Genomic DNA, 19,947 nt, shown 5'->3' on the forward strand with positions numbered 1-19,947 from the left:
GCTGGCTACACTCATAACACAGCCTTATCGGTCGCAATTAACTGACCGGGCGCTAAAGGTTGCTCCCATTTCCAAGAGTGCAGAGAAACACCCACTGGGATCATATCAATACAGTCGACCGGGCAAGGCTCAACACAGAGATCGCAGCCCGTGCATTCGCTGACAATCACGGTATGCATTTGCCGTGCCGCGCCCAAAATAGCGTCTACTGGACAGGCCTGAATACATTTCGTGCAACCAATACATTCCGCTTCACGAATATAAGCCACCATTTCGGGCTTTTCACCTTCAACTGCATCCAGAGGTTCAGGCTCTACGTCTAACAAATCGGCCAAGGCTTGAATGGTTGCTTCGCCGCCAGGGGGGCACTTGTTAATTTTATCGCCTGCGGCAATCGCTTCGGCATAGGGTTTGCAGCCAGGATAACCACACTGGCCACACTGGGTTTGTGGTAACAGGGCGTTGATCTGTTCAGCAATCGGATCGCCTTCGACTTTAAAGCGAACGGCAGCAAACCCTAGAATAGCGCCAAAGATCAGACATAGACCCACTAGGGCCAGCACTGCGATCAGTAACAAACTCATAGCTTAATTAACCCACTAAAGCCCATAAAAGCTAATGACATTAGGCCCGCTGTGATCATGCCGATCGCTGCCCCTTGGAAGGGTTTAGGCACATCGGCAATCGCAATTCGTTCACGCATCGCAGCAAATAACACTAACACCAGTGAGAAGCCTAAGCCTGCGGCAAAGCCATTTAGGGTGGCGGTAACGAAAGTGTATTCGCTGTGATTGGCATTCAATAAAGCGACCCCTAGCACAATGCAGTTGGTGGTAATCAGTGGTAAGAAAATACCGAGTACGCGATACAGCATCGGGCTGGTTTTGTTTACCACCATTTCGGTAAATTGCACTACCACGGCAATCACTAAAATAAAGCTAATGGTTCGTAAGAATTCGATATTCAAGGGCTTGAGCACGTACTGTTGTAGCAAGTAACTACTCATCGCCGCCAAGGTGAGCACAAAGGTAGTGGCAAGAGCTAAGCCAATCGCGGTTTCTACTTTTTTAGATACGCCCATAAAGGGGCAAAGACCTAAAAACTGCACCAGTACAAAGTTATTTACCAGAATGGCACTGATCATTATCAGAGCAAGTTCAGTCATGCTGCGCCTGTCTATCAAAGCAAAATTAAATAAAGAGTGGCCATTATCCTGCAGCCCTAGAAGGGGTACAAGGGATAAGCCGTGATTAAGCTATTTCTGTCAGTACTCATAAGCACTGCCAAGGGCAACTGCTGTTGAAGCGAGTTAACAGGTGTAACAGATTGATACATTGGTCGCATTATTCGACCAAGGTCGGCTGCATCTAACCCTTGCAGGAATTACATTTGCAGCTTGTTACCTATACCCAGTGTTGCCCTAGTTTTAGTGGCGATAAATCTGTTTTCAGTTAAGGAGTACTGACCGACCCACAGCACATTTATTTCGCTTATCCAGCGATAACTCTAGCCATTAATAAAAAGCTGAATGCTGTTCACCGCAGCCTTATTCAGAAACAAAAGGCAATCGTTTGCTCATCATGGCAGACGAAGCCCCAAAAAGGGAAACATTGTTATGCAAAAAGACATTGTAGCAGAGGTGCTAAAACACCCTAAGTATCACGAGCTAGTACGGAGACGCACTCGCCTAAGTAACCTGTTTTTTGGTATCGCGCTGGCGTTATATGCAAGCTTTATTTTAACGCTTGCCTATATGCCACATATGTTTGCACGCCCAGTGGCTGCAGGCTGGACCATGAGTATCGGGGTATTACTAGGTGTATTAATTATTGTGGTGGCAGTCATCATGATTGCGATTTATGTGTACTTCTCTAATAAGGTATTTGATCCTTTATTAGACCAGGTGGTGAGGGATGTAGAATGAAAAAATCTCTAGTGGCGACCAGTCTACTCGCCTTATTCTCGACACCTGTATGGGCTGAATCCGGCGGTGCGCAAGCCAACACTTCAGCCATTGTAATGTTTTTATTATTTATTGCCGGAACCATGGTTATTACCTGGTGGGCCGCCCGTAAAACTCAAACTACGTCGGATTTCTATACGGCCGGTGGCGGTATTTCGGGCTTCCAAAACGGCTTAGCGATTGCTGGTGACTATATCTCGGCGGCTTCGTTCTTAGGAATTGCCGGTATGGTCTACGTCAGTGGTTTTGATGGCGTAATTTATGCGATTGGCTTCTTGTTTGGTTGGCCAGTGGTTATGTTCTTGGTCGCAGAGCGGCTACGTAACCTGGGACGTTTTAACTTTGCGGATGTAACGGCATTCCGTTTAAAGCAAACCCCGATGCGTATTCTTGCTGCCAGTGCTTCGTTGCTGATTATTGCCCTGTACTTAATTGCGCAGATGGTAGGTGCCGGTAAATTGATCGTGCTGCTGTTTGGTATTGAGTACAAGATGGCAGTAGTGATTATCGGCGTGCTGATGATGATTTATGTATTCTTTGGCGGTATGACAGCTACTACCTGGGTACAAATCATTAAAGCGGTACTGATGCTGTTTGGTGCTACCTTACTGTCAGCGCTGGTGCTCTACGCCTTTAACTGGAGTCCAGATGCCATGTTGGCGGAAGCGGTGCGAGTACACCCAACCCATAGCGAACTAATGGCCCCTGGTGCGGCGGTGAGTAGCAATCCTTTGAATGCTTTGTCATTAGGTATTGCCTTAGCCTTCGGTACAGCAGGTTTGCCGCACATCTTAATGCGCTTCTTCACCGTATCCAGCGCGCAAGAAGCACGTAAGTCGGTAATTTGGGCGAGTGGTTTCATTGGTTACTTCTATGTACTTACCTTTATTATTGGTTTCGGTGCGATTGCGTTATTAGTACGTCACCCTGAGTACTTCCATACCGGCCCAGATGGTTCTTTTGATCTGATCAACGGCTTGATAGGTGGAACCAACATGGCGGCCGTACACTTATCCAACGCGGTGGGTGGTAGCTTGTTATTAGGCTTCTTAGCGGCTGTTACTTTCGCTACCATTGTTGCAGTAGTCGCTGGGTTAGCCTTGGCTGGTGCGGCAACTATTGCCCATGACCTGTATGCCAACGTGATTGCCCGTGGCCGTTCAACTGAAGCGCAAGAAATGCGGATTTCTAAAATCTCGATTCTGGTGTTAGGTGGTTTGGCAATTTTACTGGGCATTGTGTTTGAGAATCAAAACGTTGCCTTCATGGTGGGCTTAGCCTTTGCTATTGCTGCAAGTGCTAACTTCCCAGTGCTGGTGCTGTCGATCTCATGGCGCGGTTGTACGACTCGTGGAGCCACTATCGGCGGTTTCTTAGGCTTAATTTTCGCTACCGTATGGGTAGTATTAAGTAAAACCGTGTGGGTGGATGTGTTTGGTAATGCTGAGCCAGTCGCACCTTTCCCGAATCCCGGTATCTTTTCGATTCCATTAGCTTTCTTAGCTATTTGGTTCTTCTCAGTAACCGATAAAGGTAAGAGTGCCCAAGCCGAGCGTGATGCCTTTGATGCACTGACTGTGCGTAGCCAAACGGGTATTGGCCGAACTGGAGCGGTTGATCATTAATCATCAGTAGCTTAAACCGTAAAAGGGCGATCCATGGGTCGCCCTTTTTTATGGGCACTATTTATTAGTGAATCTAATTAAGATTGGTTTGCATTTGTAATTAACTGCTGGTAAATTTTGTCGGGTAAATTATTCTTATTCACAAGTAGGACTTGTTATGAAAAAAATGCTTAATACTGCAGTGCTCGCAGCAGGTTTAATGATGGGTGCAGGTGCCGTGGTTGCAGATGATCGCGTGGATCATTTTAAAGGTGAGCCATCACCTACCTTAGAAGCTGCAGTAAAGAACTTCTCTGAGTACAACAATCGCCTAGAAGCTATCGTTAAAAAAGGTGAGTACACAGATGAAGATCTAGTGCAAATTCATCAGTTAACCTACACCTTAGAAGTTGCTTTAGAGAAAATGGAAGAAGAGCTGGATGATCTAGCTGATGTATTAGAAGAAGTGCACGTTGCTTCTGAAACCTTCGACCGTGAAAAGCTGAAAAAGAACGCGCCTTTGTACTTAGAAACTTCGCGTAAAATCGTTAAGTAGGTTTTAGGCTAGAGAGCTTATTACTGAGCGTTTAACAAAGCCCTGGTAGGTGACTATCAGGGCTTTGTGCATTTTGCAGCAGGCATTAACCTGGCTGTTTGGGTGCAGATAAAGTGTTAGATGGGTGTAATTACCTGCTAAATATGGTAAAACGCACAGCGAACTGTTAACAGTTCAAACGTTCTCAGGGCGGGGTGTAAGTCCCCACCGGCGGTAAAGTCTTAGACTCAGCCCGCGAGCGCTTGCTTCCCCAGCAAGGTCAGCAGATTTGGTGAAAAGCCAAAGCCGACGGTTATAGTCCGGATGAGAGAGAGCGGGAAAGTCAGCAAGGTGTGCTTAACCAGTGCTGCCGGTTGATGCCAGCAGTGAAGGGTGAGTAGAGCCGAGCGAATTTCCCTTTCGATCCAATTTTGCCCTGTTTTATTAAACAGGAGATCGATAGATGTTTACTGGAATAATTGAAGCGGTTGGCCAAATACGTAGCATTACGCCGAAAGGCGGAGACGTGCGTGTAGAAGTCGCCACAGGAAAGCTTGATTTATCAGATGTGAAGCTTGGCGATAGCATTGCGGTAAATGGGATTTGCTTAACAGCGGTCGCGTTACCAGGTGATGGTTTTGCCGCTGATGTAAGCCGCGAAACCTTAGAGCGCACAGGCTTTGTTAATCTTAAGCAGGGCAGCCAAGTCAATTTAGAAAAAGCCCTAACTCCCACCACTCGTCTAGGGGGACACTTAGTCAGTGGCCACGTCGATGGTGTGGGTGAAATTATTAGCCGTGAAGACAATGCGCGTGCGATTCAGTTTAAGGTACGGGCACCCAAAGAACTGGCGCGTTATATCGCGATGAAAGGCTCGATTACTGTCGATGGTGTGAGCTTAACGGTGAATGCAGTCGATGGCGCTGAATTTGAGCTGACGATAGTGCCCCATACCTTGCAAGAAACCATTATGGGCGAATACCGCAGTGGCAGCTTGGTTAATCTAGAGATTGACCTGATTGCTCGCTACCTTGAGCGGTTATTATTGGGTGATAAAGCTGCAGAGCCTGCAGGCTCTAGTACTTTATCCCAAGCTTTTTTGGCTGAGCATGGATTTTTGTAGCGCACCTAGGCAGTTTAGGTTCACTAAGTGTTAATTTTATTTGAGTAATTGAGAGCATTTCATGGCGTTACATAAACCAGAAGAAATTATTGAAGATATTCGTCAAGGCAAAATGGTGATCTTGATGGATGACGAAGACCGTGAAAATGAAGGCGATATTATTATTGCCTCGGAATTTGTCACCGCAGAACACATTAACTTTATGATCAAGCATGCCCGCGGCTTAGTGTGTATGCCTATGACCCGCGAGCGCTGTGAAACCCTAGAGTTGCCGTTAATGGCGCAACGTAATGGTTCAGGTTTTGGTACTAACTTTACCGTCTCGATTGAAGCGGCTGAAGGCGTCTCGACGGGGATTTCTGCAGAAGACCGCGCCCGCACAGTACAAGCGGCAGTCGCTAAAGATGCAGTGGCAGCCGATATTGTTAGCCCTGGCCATATTTTTCCATTGATGGCGCACCCAGGTGGCGTGCTAGCGCGAGCAGGTCATACTGAAGCGGCTTGTGATTTAGCGCGCTTAGCAGGTTGTGAGCCGAGTGGGGTGATTTGCGAGATTATCAATGATGATGGCAGCATGGCACGCCGTCCTGAGTTAGAAGTGTTTGCCGAGCAGCATGGCTTAAAAATTGGCACCATTGCAGATTTAATTCATTATCGCTTGATTCATGAGCGCACGGTTTCGCGCGTTTCTGAACAGCCATTAGACAGTGAGTTGGGTCAGTTTAATATGGTGACCTACCGTGACTCGGTGGATGGTGATGTGCATTTAGCCATTACCTTAGGTGAGTTTGAAGCTGATGAACCCGTTTTGGTTCGTGTGCACAATATGGATCCATTACGCGATTTACTGTTGCTCAAACAAAGTGAGCGTTGGAGCTTACGTGCTGCCATGGCGGAAGTCGCCAAGGCAGGTAAAGGAGTTGTGCTGCTGTTAGGCAACGCCGTGACCGGTTCAGAACTACTGAATCAAATTGAATTACAACTCAATCCAGAAGAAACCCGTAAGCCCAAAGCCCCAGGTACTTACAGCATTGTAGGCGCCGGCTCGCAGATTTTGCGTGACCTAGGTGTACGTAAAATGCGCTTAATGAGTAAGCCGATGCGCTTTAATGCTATATCCGGTTTCGACTTAGAAGTTGTAGAATACATTTCCCCACAAGCCTAGCTTGGGTGGCGAGCGATTAATTGCTCGCCATCGCTCTTTATTTTTAGGACGGTTTCATGACAATTAAATCCATCGAAGGCACCTTTATCGCACCGGCTGGCAAGTACGCACTGGTAGTTGGTCGTTTCAATAGCTTTGTAGTTGAAAGCTTAGTGAGTGGTGCGATTGATGCCTTAGTACGTCACGGCGTACAAGAAGACGATATTACGATTATTCGTGCGCCGGGTGCTTTTGAGTTGCCTTTAGTGGCACAAAAAGTAGCGCAGCGTGATGAGTTTGACGCCATTATTGCTTTAGGTGCGGTGATTCGTGGTGGTACGCCACACTTTGAGTATGTGGCCGGCGAGTGCACCAAAGGTTTAGCACAGGTGTCCATGAGCTATGATGTGCCAGTATCTTTTGGTGTGTTAACCGTAGACTCGATTGAGCAAGCCATTGAGCGCTCAGGCACTAAAGCCGGTAACAAAGGTGCAGAAGCTGCACTGTCTGCCTTGGAAATGGTTAGCCTGCTGGCGCAGTTGGAGGCCAAGTGAGCTTAAATCATGACGATTGTGGTGATGAGTTACCACCGTTAGCAAAAGGTAAAATTGCCAAACGCCGCGTGGCTCGTACCTTAGCTATGCAAGCACTGTATCAGTGGAGCGTAGCTGAGCAATCGATGGCAGCGATTGAGGCACAATTTCGCGTAGATAATAATTTTGATGGGGTTGATGGGCCTTACTTTCACGATATTTTGCACGGCGTGGCTAGTCAAAAAGCGGACTTGACCGATAAGTTAGTGCCTTATCTTGATCGTGCGGTAGAGGAGCTAGACCCTGTTGAGTTAGCTATTTTGCGTTTAGCCGCTTGGGAGTTAAGCAACCGAGTGGATGTGCCTTACAAAGTGGTAATCAATGAAGCGGTTGAGTTAGCCAAAGTATTTGGGGCAACTGATGGACACAAGTTTGTAAATGGGGTGCTTGATAAATTAGCACCGCATTTACGCGGTCCTGAAGTGCGTGCTGAACGTTTAGGCAAACAGTAACTGAGCTATCAGATGGATGAATTTAAACTGATTCATCACTACTTCGCTACTGCGGGCTGTGCTCGCGGTGGCGAATCTATTGCCTTAGGGATAGGCGATGACTGCGCCTTGCTGCAGCCTAGCCCTAACCATCAATTAGCCGTTTCAACCGACAGTTTGGTTGAAACGGTACACTTTCCTGCGCAGGCCGATCCCGCGCTATTAGCACAGCGAGCTTTAGCGGTGAACCTGAGCGATTTGGCGGCAATGGGCGCTGAACCGCTAGGTTTTACTCTAGCCTTAACCTTACCCAGCGCTGATCAACAGTGGCTAACGGCTTTTGCTGAGGGACTTAATCAAGCCGCCTTACAGCATGCTATTAGTTTGATCGGTGGCGATACCACCCGCGGACCTTTAAGCCTCACTCTGACGGTGTTGGGGCAGGTACCGGTCGGGCAGGCGTTAGTACGTAGTGGCGCCCAAGTAGGGGATCTGCTGTGTGTCAGCGGCGTGTTAGGCGCGGCAAACTTAGCTTTGCCCTGGGTATTACAGCCCTCGACCGCTGAGTCGGCGCAGACTTCGCAGTTGTTAACTGCTTACTGGCAACCCCAGCCACAATTAGCATTGGGCCGAGCGCTGCGACAGCGGGCTACGGCTGCGCTAGATATTTCTGATGGCTTGCTAGCGGATGCAGGGCATCTGGCTAAAGCTTCTGGGGTCGGTCTAGTGATTGATGCCCATTTAGTGCCCTGTGTAATGGATCTTCCATTAGCGCAGGCATTACCGGCCGCCTTAACCGGTGGCGACGACTATCATTTGGTGTTCACCTTGCCGCCGCAGCACTTAACGATTATTCAAAGCGCCTTTCCCAATGTTCGAGCGATTGGTCAGGTGGTCGCCGGAGCAGGAGTGGAGTTGATCAATTTTGCGGCTGCAACGGATGTTAAGGTGCAGCCAGGGTACACACATTTTTAGGAGTTCCTATGTCCAGTGCCAACCCAAGAGTCTGGCGTAACCTATGGCATTTTCTAGCCTTTGGCTTCGGCTCAGGTTTAGCGCCTAAGGCTCAAGGTACTTGGGGTACAGTGGTAGGTTTACTCTTTGTGCCAGTGCTGTCTCAGCTGTCTTTGACTTGGTTAGCCATTTTTTTGCTGGCCGCAACGCTCTTTGGGTGTTGGCTGTGCGATAAGGTGGCTAAGGACTTAGGCGTGCATGACCACAATGGCATTGTTTGGGATGAGTTTGTTGGTATTTGGCTAACTTTTTTTGCTGTGCCCCTGACTTGGTATTGGCTAGTGCTGGGTTTTATATTATTTCGTGTGTTTGATATAGCCAAACCTTGGCCAGTGAGTTGGGCGGATCAAAAGGTTGGTGGCGGGGTCGGAATTATGCTGGACGATATTCTTGCTGGAATAATGGCAGCAGGCGTTCTACAGCTGGTGTTATTTATTGTGGCGGCGTAGCACGCCAAGTAATCTAAAGGGAGTGAGCCCAATGAAGTTAGGATTTAAAGCACTAGGATTAGTGTTAACGATGAGCCTAGTTGGCTGCCAAACCGTCAATACCACCAGTGGCGACAGTGTCGGTGTGCAGCGTAAACAGTATATGTTTAGCTTGTTGAGTACCGAGCAGATTAATCAAAGTTCAGCTTTGCAGTATCAAGAAATGATACAAACAGCAGCCAGTAAGGGCATGGTTGAGCGTAATACTGCTAATGCGCGGCGTTTAGAGGTGATTGGCCAGCGCTTAATTAAGCAGGCACCTTATTACCGCGCTGATGCAGCAAGCTGGCCGTGGGAAGTTAACCTGATTAAATCGCCTGAGCTAAATGCTAGCTGCATGCCTGGCGGTAAAATTATTTTCTTTAGCGGTATTATAGAAAAACTGCAGCTCACGGATGATGAAATCGCGGCAATTATGGGCCATGAAATTGCCCATGCTTTACGTGAGCATAGCCGTGAGGCGATGTCTAAAGCCTATGCCTTAGAAGTGGGTAAGTTAGGTTTAGTTACCTTGTTGGGTTTGGGCGAGCAGGGTATGCAGTTGACCAATGCCGCAGTGGAATATGGTTTAACTTTACCTAATAGCCGCAGCGCTGAAACCGAGGCTGATCTACTTGGGATTGAGTTGGCCGCGAGAGCCGGTTATAACCCGCAAGCGGCGGTGACGCTTTGGCAAAAAATGGCCCAGGCCAGTAGTGGTGCGCCTCCTGAGTTCTTAAGTACGCACCCTGCTTCCGCATCACGGATTAACACCTTGCAAGCTGTAGTACCTAAAGTGCTGCCGATTTATCAGCAGGCAAAAAACCGTTATTAATCTGGCTAGCTGGCGCTGAGACGGCCAGTTTGCCGCTTAATTAACAATTAGACGGCTAAATCTGGTACCTTAAGCGCCTTTTTAACGCACCACACTCTTTTAAATGACGAGTGCCATTAACTTAAACAGCCATTGGAGCAGTCATGTGCGACGCTATTGCTAACAACTACCGCGAGATTCTTCAGCAATTAGGAGAAGACCCTGAGCGTGAAGGATTACTAGATACCCCCCAACGTGCCGCGAAAGCGATGCAGTATCTATGCAACGGCTATGGTAAAACCTTAGACGAGGTAGTTAATGGTGCGCTGTTTGAGTCAGATAGCGATGAAATGGTAATTGTCCGTAACATTGAGCTGTACTCTTTATGCGAGCACCATATTCTGCCGTTTATTGGTAAGGCGCATGTGGCCTATATTCCTACCGGTAAAGTGATTGGCTTATCCAAGGTTGCACGGATTGTGGATATGTTTGCTCGGCGGTTACAGATTCAAGAAAACCTCACTCGACAAATTGCCGATGCGATTCAAGATGTTACCCAAGCGGCGGGTGTTGCTGTGGTGATTGAAGCGCAGCATATGTGCATGATGATGCGTGGGGTGGAAAAGCAAAACTCAGTGATGACTTCCTCAGCAATGTTAGGTGCGTTCCGTAATTCCGGTACCACCCGCCAAGAGTTTTTGCAGTTGATCCGTGACTAACCTCTTGGGTTAACCTGTGCGCTACTCACTGAAAGGTGTTAGGACGTCCTAGCACCTTTTTTATTGCCGCTGATTAATGGGCTGTCTTACGGCAACTGGCAACTAGTTGCGCGGTTTAGCCCGTGCCGTTGGCTCAGCGAGTAAAGGATTATCCGGCCAGTAATGCTTAGGGTAGCGACCTTTTAAATCTTTTTTTACCTCGTGGTAGGTGTTTTGCCAAAAGCTGGCTAAGTCCATCGTTACCTGTACCGGGCGTTGGGCCGGTGACAACAAGTGTAATTTAAGTGGCTGTAACCCTTTTGCTAATTTCGGCGTTTGCGCTAAACCAAATAACTCTTGTAAGCGTACGGCAAGTACTGGGGGGCGCTCGAGGTAATCAATCCGTTTATTAGAGCCAGAGGGTACTTGAATGTGAGAGGGACAGAGCTGATTGAGTTGCTGTTGTTGCTCCCAGGAAAGAAGCGAGTGCAGGGCATGGCCCAGCTCGATTTTGGCTAGTTGCGCTTGACGCTGAACACCTTGCACAAAAGGCAGCAGCCAATGTTCCAGTGAATTGATTAGCGCGGCTTGGCTTACATCGGGCCATTTTTCTTCGCTAGTTAGTTGCCCTTGTTGCTGTAAATCATGCAGCAACTGAACCCGCGCCAACCATTGTTGGTGTTCCGGTATCCAGGGTAAACAGCTGAGTTGTTGCTGGCGTATATAACTGATTAAGGTTTGTGCAATTAACGACTGATCAATGGCGGCATGGGCTTGCGTACTTAACGTCAGTGCTCCGACCTTAACCCGCTGTTGAGCAATAAAACCACCGGCATCAGCTTGCCATGCACATTCACTCACGGTGTCCACCAGTGAGGCTAGACAGCCAGCAAATAATGCCGCGGATAAAGGTAGGGCACGTTGAATAATATCGTGGCTGCGACCTTGCACCGAACCCAGCTCAGCAATAACTAGCCACTCTGACTGTTGCAACGAGTCGGGCTGATAAAATTGCGCGGCGCGGCCATTGGCTAGCTTGTAGCTTTGTTGGTTGGTGCGCTGGGCAATTCGCTCGGGAAAAGCCAGGGCTAGGGCTGCGGCCAAGGCCAGATCAGGGCTTGGCATCTCGCCCACCCTAAGCGGCTGCTTGGGTAATAACTGCTGATAGCGTTTAGCTTGTTGCTTAATGCGCTGGGCACGTCCTTGCTGAGAGCGTTCAATTTGGTAATCGCCTTGTAACGCCTCAATACGCAGGGATAAATCAGCGCCTTGTTCTGGCAAAATATCACGCTCGCCTAATAGGGCCGCTAATAAACAGGCGGTCTCTGTGGCGTTAAACGCTTGTCCGTAGAGTAATAAACAGGCAATTCGTGGCTCAACCGGAAGCTGCAGCATCGCCTGACCTTGTGCGGTTAAACGTCTTTGCTGATCAATCGCACCTAGTTGCTGTAATCCTATTAAGGCCTGCTGGTAGGCGCTGGGTTTAGGCGGATCGAGCCAAAATAACTCATCAGGCTCTGCCCCCCATTGTACTAACTGCAGTGCTAACGAGGATAAATCCGCTTGGCTGATAGCGGGTGTGGAAAAAGCAGGTAATTGTTGATGCTGCTGCTCTGACCATAATCGATAACAGCGCCCAGGTTCGATACGGCCGGCTCGGCCTGCACGCTGTGCGGCAGAGGCTTGGCTAATGCGCTGGGTGGTTAGGCGCTGGGTCTGAGTGGTTAAATCAAATAAGGGCACTCGCTCTAACCCGCTATCAATCACCTCGGTAATGCCTTCAATAGTAATACTAGACTCGGCAATATTAGTGGCTAAGACTATTTTTCGTAGCCCAGCAGGAGGTGGCTGGATTGCTCGTTGTTGCTGCTCAAGGGATAACTCGCCATACAGGGGAGTGATCAAGGTATCTGCCTGTTGCGCTTGGTTAAGGGCCTGCAACAGTTGTTGAATTGCCTGTTGTCCCGGTAAAAATACCAGCAGATTGCCGCTTGATTTCCTCCAGCAGTGTAGTGTGGTTTGTAGCAGACTCGGCAGCAAAGGCTCATTTAACTTGCGCGGCTCCCCCCAATGAATAGTGACTGGAAACTGGCGACCTTGGCTTTCAATAAAGGGCGCTTGGGGAAACTGTTGGCGTAAGCGCTGGCTGGGCAAAGTCGCCGACATAATTAACAGGCGCAGTGGAGTATCTCGCAGTAATTCACGGCCATTGAGCATTAAGGCAAGGGCCAGATCGCTGTCTAGGCTGCGCTCATGAAACTCATCAAAGATGACTAGTCCCACACCTTCTAGGCTAGGATCTTGTTGCAACATGCGTAGAAAAACGCCTTCGGTCACGACTTCAATTTGGCTGGCAGCACTTACTTTAGTTGCCATACGCATGCGGTATCCCACACGTTGACCAACGGCTTGTCCTAGTTGCGCGGCTAAGCGTTCAGCTGCATTGCGTACCGCTAAGCGTCTTGGCTCAAGGAGGATGATTTTTTGGTCGGCTAGCCAAGGTTGATCTAGCAGGTATAACGGCACCTGAGTCGTTTTACCTGCGCCGGGTGCTGCTTGCAAAATAACTTCGGTATGTTCACGCAGCGCTTGGAGTAGGGGTTGATAAACCGTATAAATCGGCAAGTCAGTAGCAAACACGAGGGAATTCCATTGAAAGGCAAGTGCGCACTGTAGCAGATTTTATTTGATCGCTGTTAGCCGCAGTCTGACTGGAAAAAAAGCCCTTTTACTGTATACTTATACACCTTTGTTACCCAGCTTAATTTAAGGTTGTTACGTGCGGAACCAGAAAAAAACGCCCTACGGTGTGCGCAAACGTCGCTCGTGGTGGTGGCTGCCCTATTCCTTGGGTCAGTGGCACTTTATTGTTGGCAGTACTTTATTAATCGGCGCACTGGGTTTGTATCAACATTATCTGGGTTACCTGATATTTATTGATGGCTGGCAACCGTTATATCCCTTGTACTTTGTTGATTTTCAGCAGCTCAAAGCCGAGTTGGGATTTAATTTAGCTTATTTAAGCCAGTTGTATGTTTTGCCACAGCTGGCATTAGGCTTATTGCTGGGGCCGTTTAAGCGCTTTAAGCGTACCCAGGTCGCCCGTAAAGTGGCGAGTGCTCGTTCGGCAAAAAAAGCCTTGCAGGGCTTAAGTTGGCAGGAATTTGAAGTACTCACCGCCGAAATTTTCCGCGAACAAGGCTACAGCGTTGAAAACACCGTGGAAGGAGCTGACGGTGGTGTGGATGTTATTGCGAAAAAGAAAGGCGAAATCTATGTGATCCAGTGTAAGCATTGGAATAGCCGAGTAGGGGTCGCTATTATTCGCGAAATGGCCGGTATTGTAGCTGCCAGTGGCGCGGCTAAAGGTTATGTTGTGGCCTCAGGTGGTTTTACCTTAGATGCGATTGATTTTGCCCGTAGCGCCGGCGTTGAGCTAATGGCTGCCGAAGATATTCTGCACGCCTTGGGGCGTTAACAGGCCTGCTACAAGTAATAGCTGTAGCAGGCTCTACATAGCATGGTTAAATAATCCCCACTGCAATAACAGGGAATAAATAGACCAAGACTAAGGCTAAAAACATCACAAAGAAGAAGGGAATGACCCCTTTAGAGACTTCGGCCAATGAGCCTTTGCCAACGGCTTGGATTACAAAAAGATTCATGCCAACCGGCGGAGTGATAAGAGCAAACTCAATCAAGATCGCAAATAAAATACCAAACCAGATGCGGTCAATCCCCATGGCATTCAGTGCAGGTAACAGGATTGGCATCATCAGCATCAGTAGCGAAACGGACTCTAAGAACAATCCCATGATCAACACAATGACACCGACGACCAATAAAAAGCCAGTGGGAGTGGAGAAGGTGTGGACAATGGCCGCAGTAATAACTTGGGGAATATCATAGAGTGCAACCGCGTGGCTAAAGAGTTTAGCGCCAACAATAATCAAAAATAAGGTTACCGTGGTGCGTAGGCTGTCCATACAGGCCAGTTTAAAGTCGCTCCAGGAAAGGCGCTTCATCAGCAGTACTATGGCTAAGGCCGCCACCGTACCAACACCTGCAGCTTCGGTGGGAGTGAAAGCACCCGAGTAAATGCCGCTGATAATCAGTAATGCCAGTGCCATTGAAGGCAGTGCACGTAGACTCAAGCGTAGGCGCTGCTGGCGCGAGGCTTTAGCTACGGGGACGGTATGCTGATCAAACAGTGCATGGATAAAGCAGTAAGCGACAAATAGAGCAGTCAGTAACAGTCCTGGAAGTAAACCGGCTAAGAAGAGATCTACGATCGAGTCTTCAGTAATTGAGCTGTAAATAATTAGCGGAATCGAAGGCGGGATTAAGATGCCTAAGGTACCGCCAGCGGCTAATAAGCCAAATACAAAGCGGCGCTGGTAACCGCGCGAGGTCATTTCATGGATCGCCACGTTGCCAATGGTGGCAGAGGTGGCCACAGATGAACCGCAAATAGCGGAAAACAGTGCGCAGGATAAAATGGTGGCAATTCCTAAGCCGCCTTTCCAGTGCCCAACCCAACTTTGCATGGCAGCAAATAAATCGCGGCCAATGCCACCTTTAAGCAAAATATTCGACATTAATAAAAATAAAGGTACCGATAACAAAATAAAGTTATCTACCCCGCTAATCAGCTGAATCGGCACTGCGGCTAAGGGAATGTCGATATACCACAGCATAGCCATGGCGACTGCGGTAAAACTAAAAGCAATCGGCACTCCGACTAACAGCAGCACCCACAACAAGGCAAGAATAATTAAACTACTGGTCATGGACGCGGCTCCGCGGTGATCGGCTGCTTAAGTAGTTGCAGCATGTGTAACAGGGCTTGTACTAACAATAAAGAAAAGCCAATAGGTAACGACAGTTCGACCAACCAACTGGGTAACACTAATAAGCTAGCGGATGCTCGCTGCTGGGCTAAGCTTTCTAGCAGTGATTCAACTGACAATAAAATAATAAGTACCGAGCAAGCACACATTACAAGTAAGCCTAACCATTCGCTGATTTGCTGGCCAAGCCGACCAAAGCGTTCAGCGACTAACTCAATGCGCAGCATAGCGCGGCTTTGCAGCACATAGGCCATGCCTAAATAGGTGGCCCAGACTTGCGCCAATAAGCTCAACTCTTCCACCCAGATTGACGGTGAACCCAGCAAATAACGAGAAATAACTTCATATAGGATTGCAAACGCAACCAGCACAAACAGCGCAGCACCTAGCTTGGCGGCGGCTTGACTGAGGATGGTAACCAGTGCTGGAGAAGAGGGTTGATTAGTTGGCATGCTGCGCCTCACGGATCTGTTGGTTAACTTGGTCGACGGCGGTTAACAGCTGTTGGCCGAGTTCCCCCGTGCGCTGTAAAAAAGCTTCGCGTACTGGCGCGGCAGCAATGCGCCAGCTGTCGCGCTCGGCATCGCTCAGTTCAATTACTCGGGTATTGGGTTGCGCGGCAACAAACTCTTCAGCTTCGCGTTCTAGGCGTGGAATATCATGCCGTAGTTGGTTTTCGGCATATTGCGCGGCTTGGCGTAAAATAGCTTGTTGCTGTTCGGTTAAAGTCTGCCAGCGCTGCTCATTAATTAGTGAAACAAACTCAACATCTGCATGGCGAGTGAGGGTAATAGATGGCATCAGCTGATACAGCTTGCGTGATTTGATGGCTAGAATCCCGCTCAATCCGGCATCGACTGTTCCCCGCTGATAAGCTAGATATTGTTCGGCACCCGACAGCAGTGTGGGCCCCGCACCGACTGCGCTAATAAACTCGCCCACAGTTTTACCAAACACACGCACCTTGCGCCCGGCTAAATCTTTAGGGGTGCGTACTTCATGGTGCGACATAATGACCGTGCTGCCATAGGGTTGCCACCACATCACGCGAGTTCCAGTCTGGCGCATTGCCTCATCTAAGGGCGCGCGTACTGGGCTGTTGGGGGCAATTGCGGCAAGCACTGCCTGTTGATTATCAAATAAAAACGGCAGATAAAATAGGTCTACCGCTGGTAGGGTGCCGGCAAACTGGGTGAGTGAAACAATACCCATATCCACTGCTCCCACGGCAATCGCCTTGGGCATTTCTTTATCGCTATACAGCTGCGAAGCCGGATAGATTTTAATTTTAAGTTGGCCTTGGCTTAAGCGCTGCACTTCATCGGCAAAGAGGTGCAGGTTTTCACCTAGGGCATGTTTGTCGGGTAGCTGTGAGGCAAGACGTAATTCAGTTACCGCCCAGCAGTTTAAAGCAACACTGCATAGCAGTAGCGCGGTTAATTGTCGTAGAAAAAACATAGCTCAATGGAGTGTTCACAAAGGTAGGAAGGGTAATTTTCCTACCTAAGCTAAGCAAATATCAAACTTCAGCCAATATCCGCAAGAACTCCAATGCTTTAGCCTTAACGCTAGGCTTAGCTTGTGTTTTTAATGGTTTTTTAGTCAATTGTTGCTCAGCTTGTTGCCTCTTTAAGGACCGATTTTACTTGATAGTGAGCGAACCTAGCCCTTGGCACAATGGTATTTATTGTGCCTTCTAGGTAGGCTGCAACGTCTGAATTTTTGTGCGGGCTACGCCAGTGCTCAAGTCATCGAGTACTCGCTAGCCTAATTTTTTGTTGTTAGGTGACTGATTAGTCTGCTTATGGTTGATGGTTCAGGCAGATGTGGTGACCAATCTCTGGAAAAATAACATGATCGGTATTAAAAGCATTGCAAGTTATATCCCACCGGGGCGCATTGATAATGTGGCACAGGCCGCTGAATTTGAGCGGGATGCAGCCTTTGTTGATGCCAAGTTAGGCACCCGCACGTTGTCAGTGAAAAGCGATGCTGAAGAGACTTCCGATTTATGTGTGCAGGCAGTACAGAACTTATTAGCGAAAAATCCAGCGCTTAAACCAGAAGTGATTGAGGCCTTGATTGTGGTTACCCAAAACGGTGATGCCGAAGGTTTACCGCATACCTCGGCTATTGCCCAAGACAAACTGGGTTTACCTAAGCAGATTGCATGCTTTGATGTGGGTCTTGGCTGTTCTGGTTATGTCTATGGTTTAGCCATTGCCCAAGGCTTTATGCAGGCAGCGGGGCTGCGTAATGCGGTATTGGTGACCGCTGATCCTTATTCAAAAATCATGGATCGCAGTGATCGCTTAACGACCTTATTGTTTGGCGATGCCGCTACCGCCACCTGGCTTGGTCAACAGCCACAGTGGGTATTAACAGCCAGCAGTTATGGCACTGATGGTGCTGGGGCTGAGTACTTGGTCACCAAAGACGGTCATTTTCATATGAATGGCCGCCAAGTTTTTAACTTTGCTAGCTTAAAAATTATCCCCCATATGCAAGAAGTCTTAGCTAAAGCAGGACTGGATTTTGCCGAGGTAGATGCCATTTGCTTACATCAAGGCAGCGCAGCGATTGTCGATGCGATTGCCAAGCGCCTAGGTGAGCATGGCGACAAAGTGCTCAAGGATATGTTTGGTGCAGGTAATACGGTGTCTTCCTCCATTCCGCTGTTACTTGAGCACTATGTGCTAGATAGTGACTATCAACAGGTACTCATGAGTGGATTTGGTGTGGGCTTATCCTGGGCGTCGGGGTTATTAAGTCGTGTCTAACGGCTAGCGCCGCAGTGCACTAAAGGCGGTGTTTAAAAGCGCTGACTGATCAGGCTAAGGTCTGGTTGGGCAGTGCTTTTTTTGTGGCAAAAATAGCTCTGGCCCCGTTTTCTAGACACTTAACAGCTAAGACCTTGGTTGAATAATTGTTAACACTTAAGCTTTTGTGTTGACAGTTATGGCGATTAAATCTAGCTTTACAGCTATTAATTTAGTTAAGTGTTGACAATATATGGGTGTAATTACTGACTTGATGGTCACTGAAGAAGCCGACTCAGCGACTTTATCGGAACAAGTGTTTCGTACTTTGCAGGCCGCCATTGTGGCCGGTGAGCTACGGCCGGGCTGTAAAATTTCCGAGCCAGAGTTAGCGCGGACCTATGGCATCAGTCGCGGGCCGTTACGTGAGGCTTTGCACCGTTTAGAGGGGCAGCGTTTATTAGTGCGAGTTCCCCATGTGGGGGCTCGGGTCGTATCGCTGACGCCCGATGAGCTAATTGAACTCTATGAAGTGCGGGAGTCGCTCGAGGGCATGGCCTGTCGTTTAGCCGCTGAGCGGATGAGCGAAGCAGAGATTGCTGAGTTACGCCAAGTATTGGCAACCCATGAGCAAGATGAATCGTTTCAAGCAGGTGTGGGCTATTACCAGCAAGAGGGCGACTTTGATTTTCATTACAAAATCATCCAAGGCAGTGGCAATAAAACCCTTGCTAAATTGCTATGCGATGAGTTGTATCAATTGGTGCGGATGTACCGTATTCGCTTTTCTACTACGCCCAATCGTCCCACTCAAGCCTTTACTGAGCATCACCGAATTCTAGAAGCCATTGCTAATCGTGATGGTGAGCTAGCAGAACTGCTGATGCGGCGGCATATCGCTGCATCACGTCGCAATATTGAGCGCCATTATGCCGGCGCCCAGGCATTAACTAACCCCAATCGAGGTGAGTCATGAGTCAGAAAACTCCAGGACAGCGTTTCCGTGATGCGGTTGCCGCTGAGCACCCGCTACAAGTAGTCGGTGCTATCAATGCTAACCATGCACTATTAGCCCAGCGTGCAGGCTTTAAAGCGATTTATTTATCCGGCGGCGGAGTCGCTGCAGGTTCTTTAGGCTTACCCGATTTAGGTATTAGCGGCTTAGATGACGTACTCACTGATGTGCGTCGTATTACCGATGTGTGTGATCTGCCGTTATTGGTCGATGTGGATACCGGTTTTGGGTCATCGGCGTTTAACGTGGCGCGTACCGTGAAATCGATGATTAAGTTTGGCGCAGCGGCGATGCATATTGAAGACCAAGTCGGTGCTAAGCGCTGTGGTCACCGCCCCAATAAAGAAATTGTCTCGCAACAAGAAATGGTTGACCGCATTAAAGCCGCGGTTGATGCCCGCACCGATGACAGCTTTGTCATTATGGCGCGTACTGATGCGCTTGCAGTGGAAGGCTTAAACTCAGCGCTAGATCGTGCAGCGGCGTGTATTGAAGCAGGGGCCGATATGGTATTTCCCGAAGCCATTACAGAGCTAGACATGTATAAGACCTTTGCCGATCGGATTAAGGCACCTATTTTAGCCAACATTACCGAGTTTGGTGCCACCCCGCTGTACACCACCGATGAGTTGGCGGCAGTGGATGTATCCTTGGTGCTATACCCCTTATCCGCGTTCCGTGCAATGAACAAAGCAGCGGAAAATGTCTACAACGCCATTCGTCAAGATGGCACTCAGAAAAATGTGATCGACACCATGCAAACGCGAATGGAGCTGTACGATCGCATTAACTATCACCAGTTTGAGCAGTATTTAGATAACTTATTTGCTCAGCAAAAAAATAAATAATGACCTAGCAAATACCGTTATAACTAGCGCTAAAGCAGTAACAAGCGTTCTAAAAATACAAAAATAACAACAGTTGTCATCGCTAATAA

General features: G+C 48.5%; 21 protein-coding genes and 1 riboswitch. Of the genes, 15 read left to right on the plus strand and 6 right to left on the minus strand.

The features are described 5' to 3' along the window. Window positions 1-11: 11 nt before the first annotated feature. Together rsxB and rsxA are read right to left on the minus strand one after the other, a co-directional pair. Window positions 12-584 carry an electron transport complex subunit RsxB gene (gene rsxB, locus AKN87_RS10420; RefSeq protein WP_053101059.1) on the minus strand — a complete coding sequence of 191 codons (573 nt, stop codon included), beginning with the start codon at window positions 582-584 and terminating at the stop codon, window positions 12-14. Then, window positions 581-1,165, minus strand: a complete 585-nt coding sequence (gene rsxA / locus AKN87_RS10425) for an electron transport complex subunit RsxA (RefSeq protein ID WP_053101060.1) — start codon at window positions 1,163-1,165, stop codon at window positions 581-583. The genes rsxB and rsxA overlap by 4 nt, the downstream gene beginning before the upstream one ends. Window positions 1,166-1,615: 450 nt before the next feature. On the opposite strand from rsxA, the gene AKN87_RS10430 reads away from it, so the two are divergent. From AKN87_RS10430 to folE, 11 genes are all read left to right on the plus strand, one after another. Next, window positions 1,616-1,924, plus strand: a complete 309-nt coding sequence (locus AKN87_RS10430; RefSeq protein WP_053101061.1) for a DUF485 domain-containing protein — start codon at window positions 1,616-1,618, stop codon at window positions 1,922-1,924. Continuing rightward, entirely contained in the window at window positions 1,921-3,588 is a 1,668-nt protein-coding gene (gene actP / locus AKN87_RS10435) for a cation/acetate symporter ActP (protein WP_053103375.1), read from the plus strand. Before AKN87_RS10430 ends, actP begins: the two co-directional genes overlap by 4 nt. Before the next feature lie 157 nt (window positions 3,589-3,745). Next, on the plus strand, window positions 3,746-4,123 hold the full coding sequence (locus tag AKN87_RS10440; protein ID WP_199532711.1) for a DUF6746 family protein: 378 nt from the start codon (window positions 3,746-3,748) through the stop codon (window positions 4,121-4,123). 176 nt (window positions 4,124-4,299) lie between these two features. Beyond that, window positions 4,300-4,442, plus strand: a riboswitch (FMN riboswitch). Between the two features lie 123 nt (window positions 4,443-4,565). Then, window positions 4,566-5,225: a riboflavin synthase gene (locus AKN87_RS10445; RefSeq protein WP_053101062.1), complete on the plus strand. Its 660-nt coding sequence runs from the start codon at window positions 4,566-4,568 to the stop codon at window positions 5,223-5,225. Between the two features lie 61 nt (window positions 5,226-5,286). Continuing rightward, window positions 5,287-6,390 (plus strand): bifunctional 3,4-dihydroxy-2-butanone-4-phosphate synthase/GTP cyclohydrolase II, encoded by a 1,104-nt coding sequence (ribBA, locus tag AKN87_RS10450; protein WP_053103376.1) that lies wholly within the window; start codon window positions 5,287-5,289, stop codon window positions 6,388-6,390. A gap of 56 nt (window positions 6,391-6,446) precedes the next feature. Then, window positions 6,447-6,923, plus strand: coding sequence for a 6,7-dimethyl-8-ribityllumazine synthase (gene ribH, locus AKN87_RS10455; RefSeq protein ID WP_053101064.1), 477 nt, complete (start codon window positions 6,447-6,449; stop codon window positions 6,921-6,923). After that, window positions 6,920-7,414 carry a transcription antitermination factor NusB gene (gene nusB / locus AKN87_RS10460; protein ID WP_053101065.1) on the plus strand — a complete coding sequence of 165 codons (495 nt, stop codon included), beginning with the start codon at window positions 6,920-6,922 and terminating at the stop codon, window positions 7,412-7,414. The genes ribH and nusB overlap by 4 nt, the downstream gene beginning before the upstream one ends. A 12-nt stretch (window positions 7,415-7,426) precedes the next feature. Continuing rightward, on the plus strand, window positions 7,427-8,368 hold the full coding sequence (gene thiL, locus AKN87_RS10465; RefSeq protein ID WP_053103377.1) for a thiamine-phosphate kinase: 942 nt from the start codon (window positions 7,427-7,429) through the stop codon (window positions 8,366-8,368). A gap of 8 nt (window positions 8,369-8,376) precedes the next feature. Next, window positions 8,377-8,856 carry a phosphatidylglycerophosphatase A family protein gene (locus tag AKN87_RS10470; RefSeq protein WP_053103378.1) on the plus strand — a complete coding sequence of 160 codons (480 nt, stop codon included), beginning with the start codon at window positions 8,377-8,379 and terminating at the stop codon, window positions 8,854-8,856. 31 nt (window positions 8,857-8,887) lie between these two features. Beyond that, window positions 8,888-9,709: a M48 family metallopeptidase gene (locus tag AKN87_RS10475; protein ID WP_053103379.1), complete on the plus strand. Its 822-nt coding sequence runs from the start codon at window positions 8,888-8,890 to the stop codon at window positions 9,707-9,709. Window positions 9,710-9,852: 143 nt separating this feature from the next. After that, window positions 9,853-10,407: a GTP cyclohydrolase I FolE gene (gene folE, locus AKN87_RS10480; protein ID WP_053101069.1), complete on the plus strand. Its 555-nt coding sequence runs from the start codon at window positions 9,853-9,855 to the stop codon at window positions 10,405-10,407. 102 nt (window positions 10,408-10,509) lie between these two features. Here the strand turns inward: folE and hrpB are convergent, their stop codons facing one another. Next, window positions 10,510-13,026 (minus strand): ATP-dependent helicase HrpB, encoded by a 2,517-nt coding sequence (gene hrpB, locus AKN87_RS10485; RefSeq protein ID WP_053103380.1) that lies wholly within the window; start codon window positions 13,024-13,026, stop codon window positions 10,510-10,512. A 139-nt stretch (window positions 13,027-13,165) separates the two neighbouring features. Between hrpB and AKN87_RS10490 the strand changes: the two genes are divergently transcribed. Further along, window positions 13,166-13,864, plus strand: coding sequence for a restriction endonuclease (locus AKN87_RS10490; protein ID WP_053103381.1), 699 nt, complete (start codon window positions 13,166-13,168; stop codon window positions 13,862-13,864). 46 nt (window positions 13,865-13,910) lie between these two features. Here the strand turns inward: AKN87_RS10490 and AKN87_RS10495 are convergent, their stop codons facing one another. From AKN87_RS10495 to dctP, 3 genes are read right to left on the minus strand one after another with little or no spacing between them, the layout of a single operon-like run. Then, window positions 13,911-15,176, minus strand: coding sequence for a TRAP transporter large permease (locus tag AKN87_RS10495; protein WP_053103382.1), 1,266 nt, complete (start codon window positions 15,174-15,176; stop codon window positions 13,911-13,913). Further along, window positions 15,173-15,688 carry a TRAP transporter small permease gene (locus AKN87_RS10500; RefSeq protein WP_053103383.1) on the minus strand — a complete coding sequence of 172 codons (516 nt, stop codon included), beginning with the start codon at window positions 15,686-15,688 and terminating at the stop codon, window positions 15,173-15,175. Before AKN87_RS10500 ends, AKN87_RS10495 begins: the two co-directional genes overlap by 4 nt. Continuing rightward, complete coding sequence (gene dctP, locus AKN87_RS10505; protein WP_053103384.1) at window positions 15,678-16,694, minus strand: TRAP transporter substrate-binding protein DctP; 1,017 nt, start codon at window positions 16,692-16,694, stop codon at window positions 15,678-15,680. The genes AKN87_RS10500 and dctP overlap by 11 nt, the downstream gene beginning before the upstream one ends. Before the next feature lie 395 nt (window positions 16,695-17,089). Here dctP and AKN87_RS10510 point away from each other — a divergent pair, with 395 nt between their 5' ends. The 3 genes from AKN87_RS10510 to prpB all read left to right on the plus strand — a co-directional run bounded on the left by AKN87_RS10510 (window position 17,090) and on the right by prpB (window position 19,858). Next, entirely contained in the window at window positions 17,090-18,016 is a 927-nt protein-coding gene (locus AKN87_RS10510; RefSeq protein WP_053103682.1) for a ketoacyl-ACP synthase III, read from the plus strand. A 232-nt stretch (window positions 18,017-18,248) separates the two neighbouring features. Beyond that, a complete protein-coding gene (locus AKN87_RS10515) occupies window positions 18,249-18,971 on the plus strand; it encodes a GntR family transcriptional regulator (RefSeq protein WP_053101075.1) in 723 nt (240 codons plus the stop codon). Further along, window positions 18,968-19,858, plus strand: coding sequence for a methylisocitrate lyase (prpB, locus tag AKN87_RS10520; RefSeq protein WP_053101076.1), 891 nt, complete (start codon window positions 18,968-18,970; stop codon window positions 19,856-19,858). The genes AKN87_RS10515 and prpB overlap by 4 nt, the downstream gene beginning before the upstream one ends. The last annotated feature ends 89 nt before the right edge of the window (window positions 19,859-19,947 follow it).

The organism is Thiopseudomonas alkaliphila (assembly GCF_001267175.1).
In the GTDB taxonomy this organism is placed as follows: domain Bacteria; phylum Pseudomonadota; class Gammaproteobacteria; order Pseudomonadales; family Pseudomonadaceae; genus Oblitimonas; species Oblitimonas alkaliphila.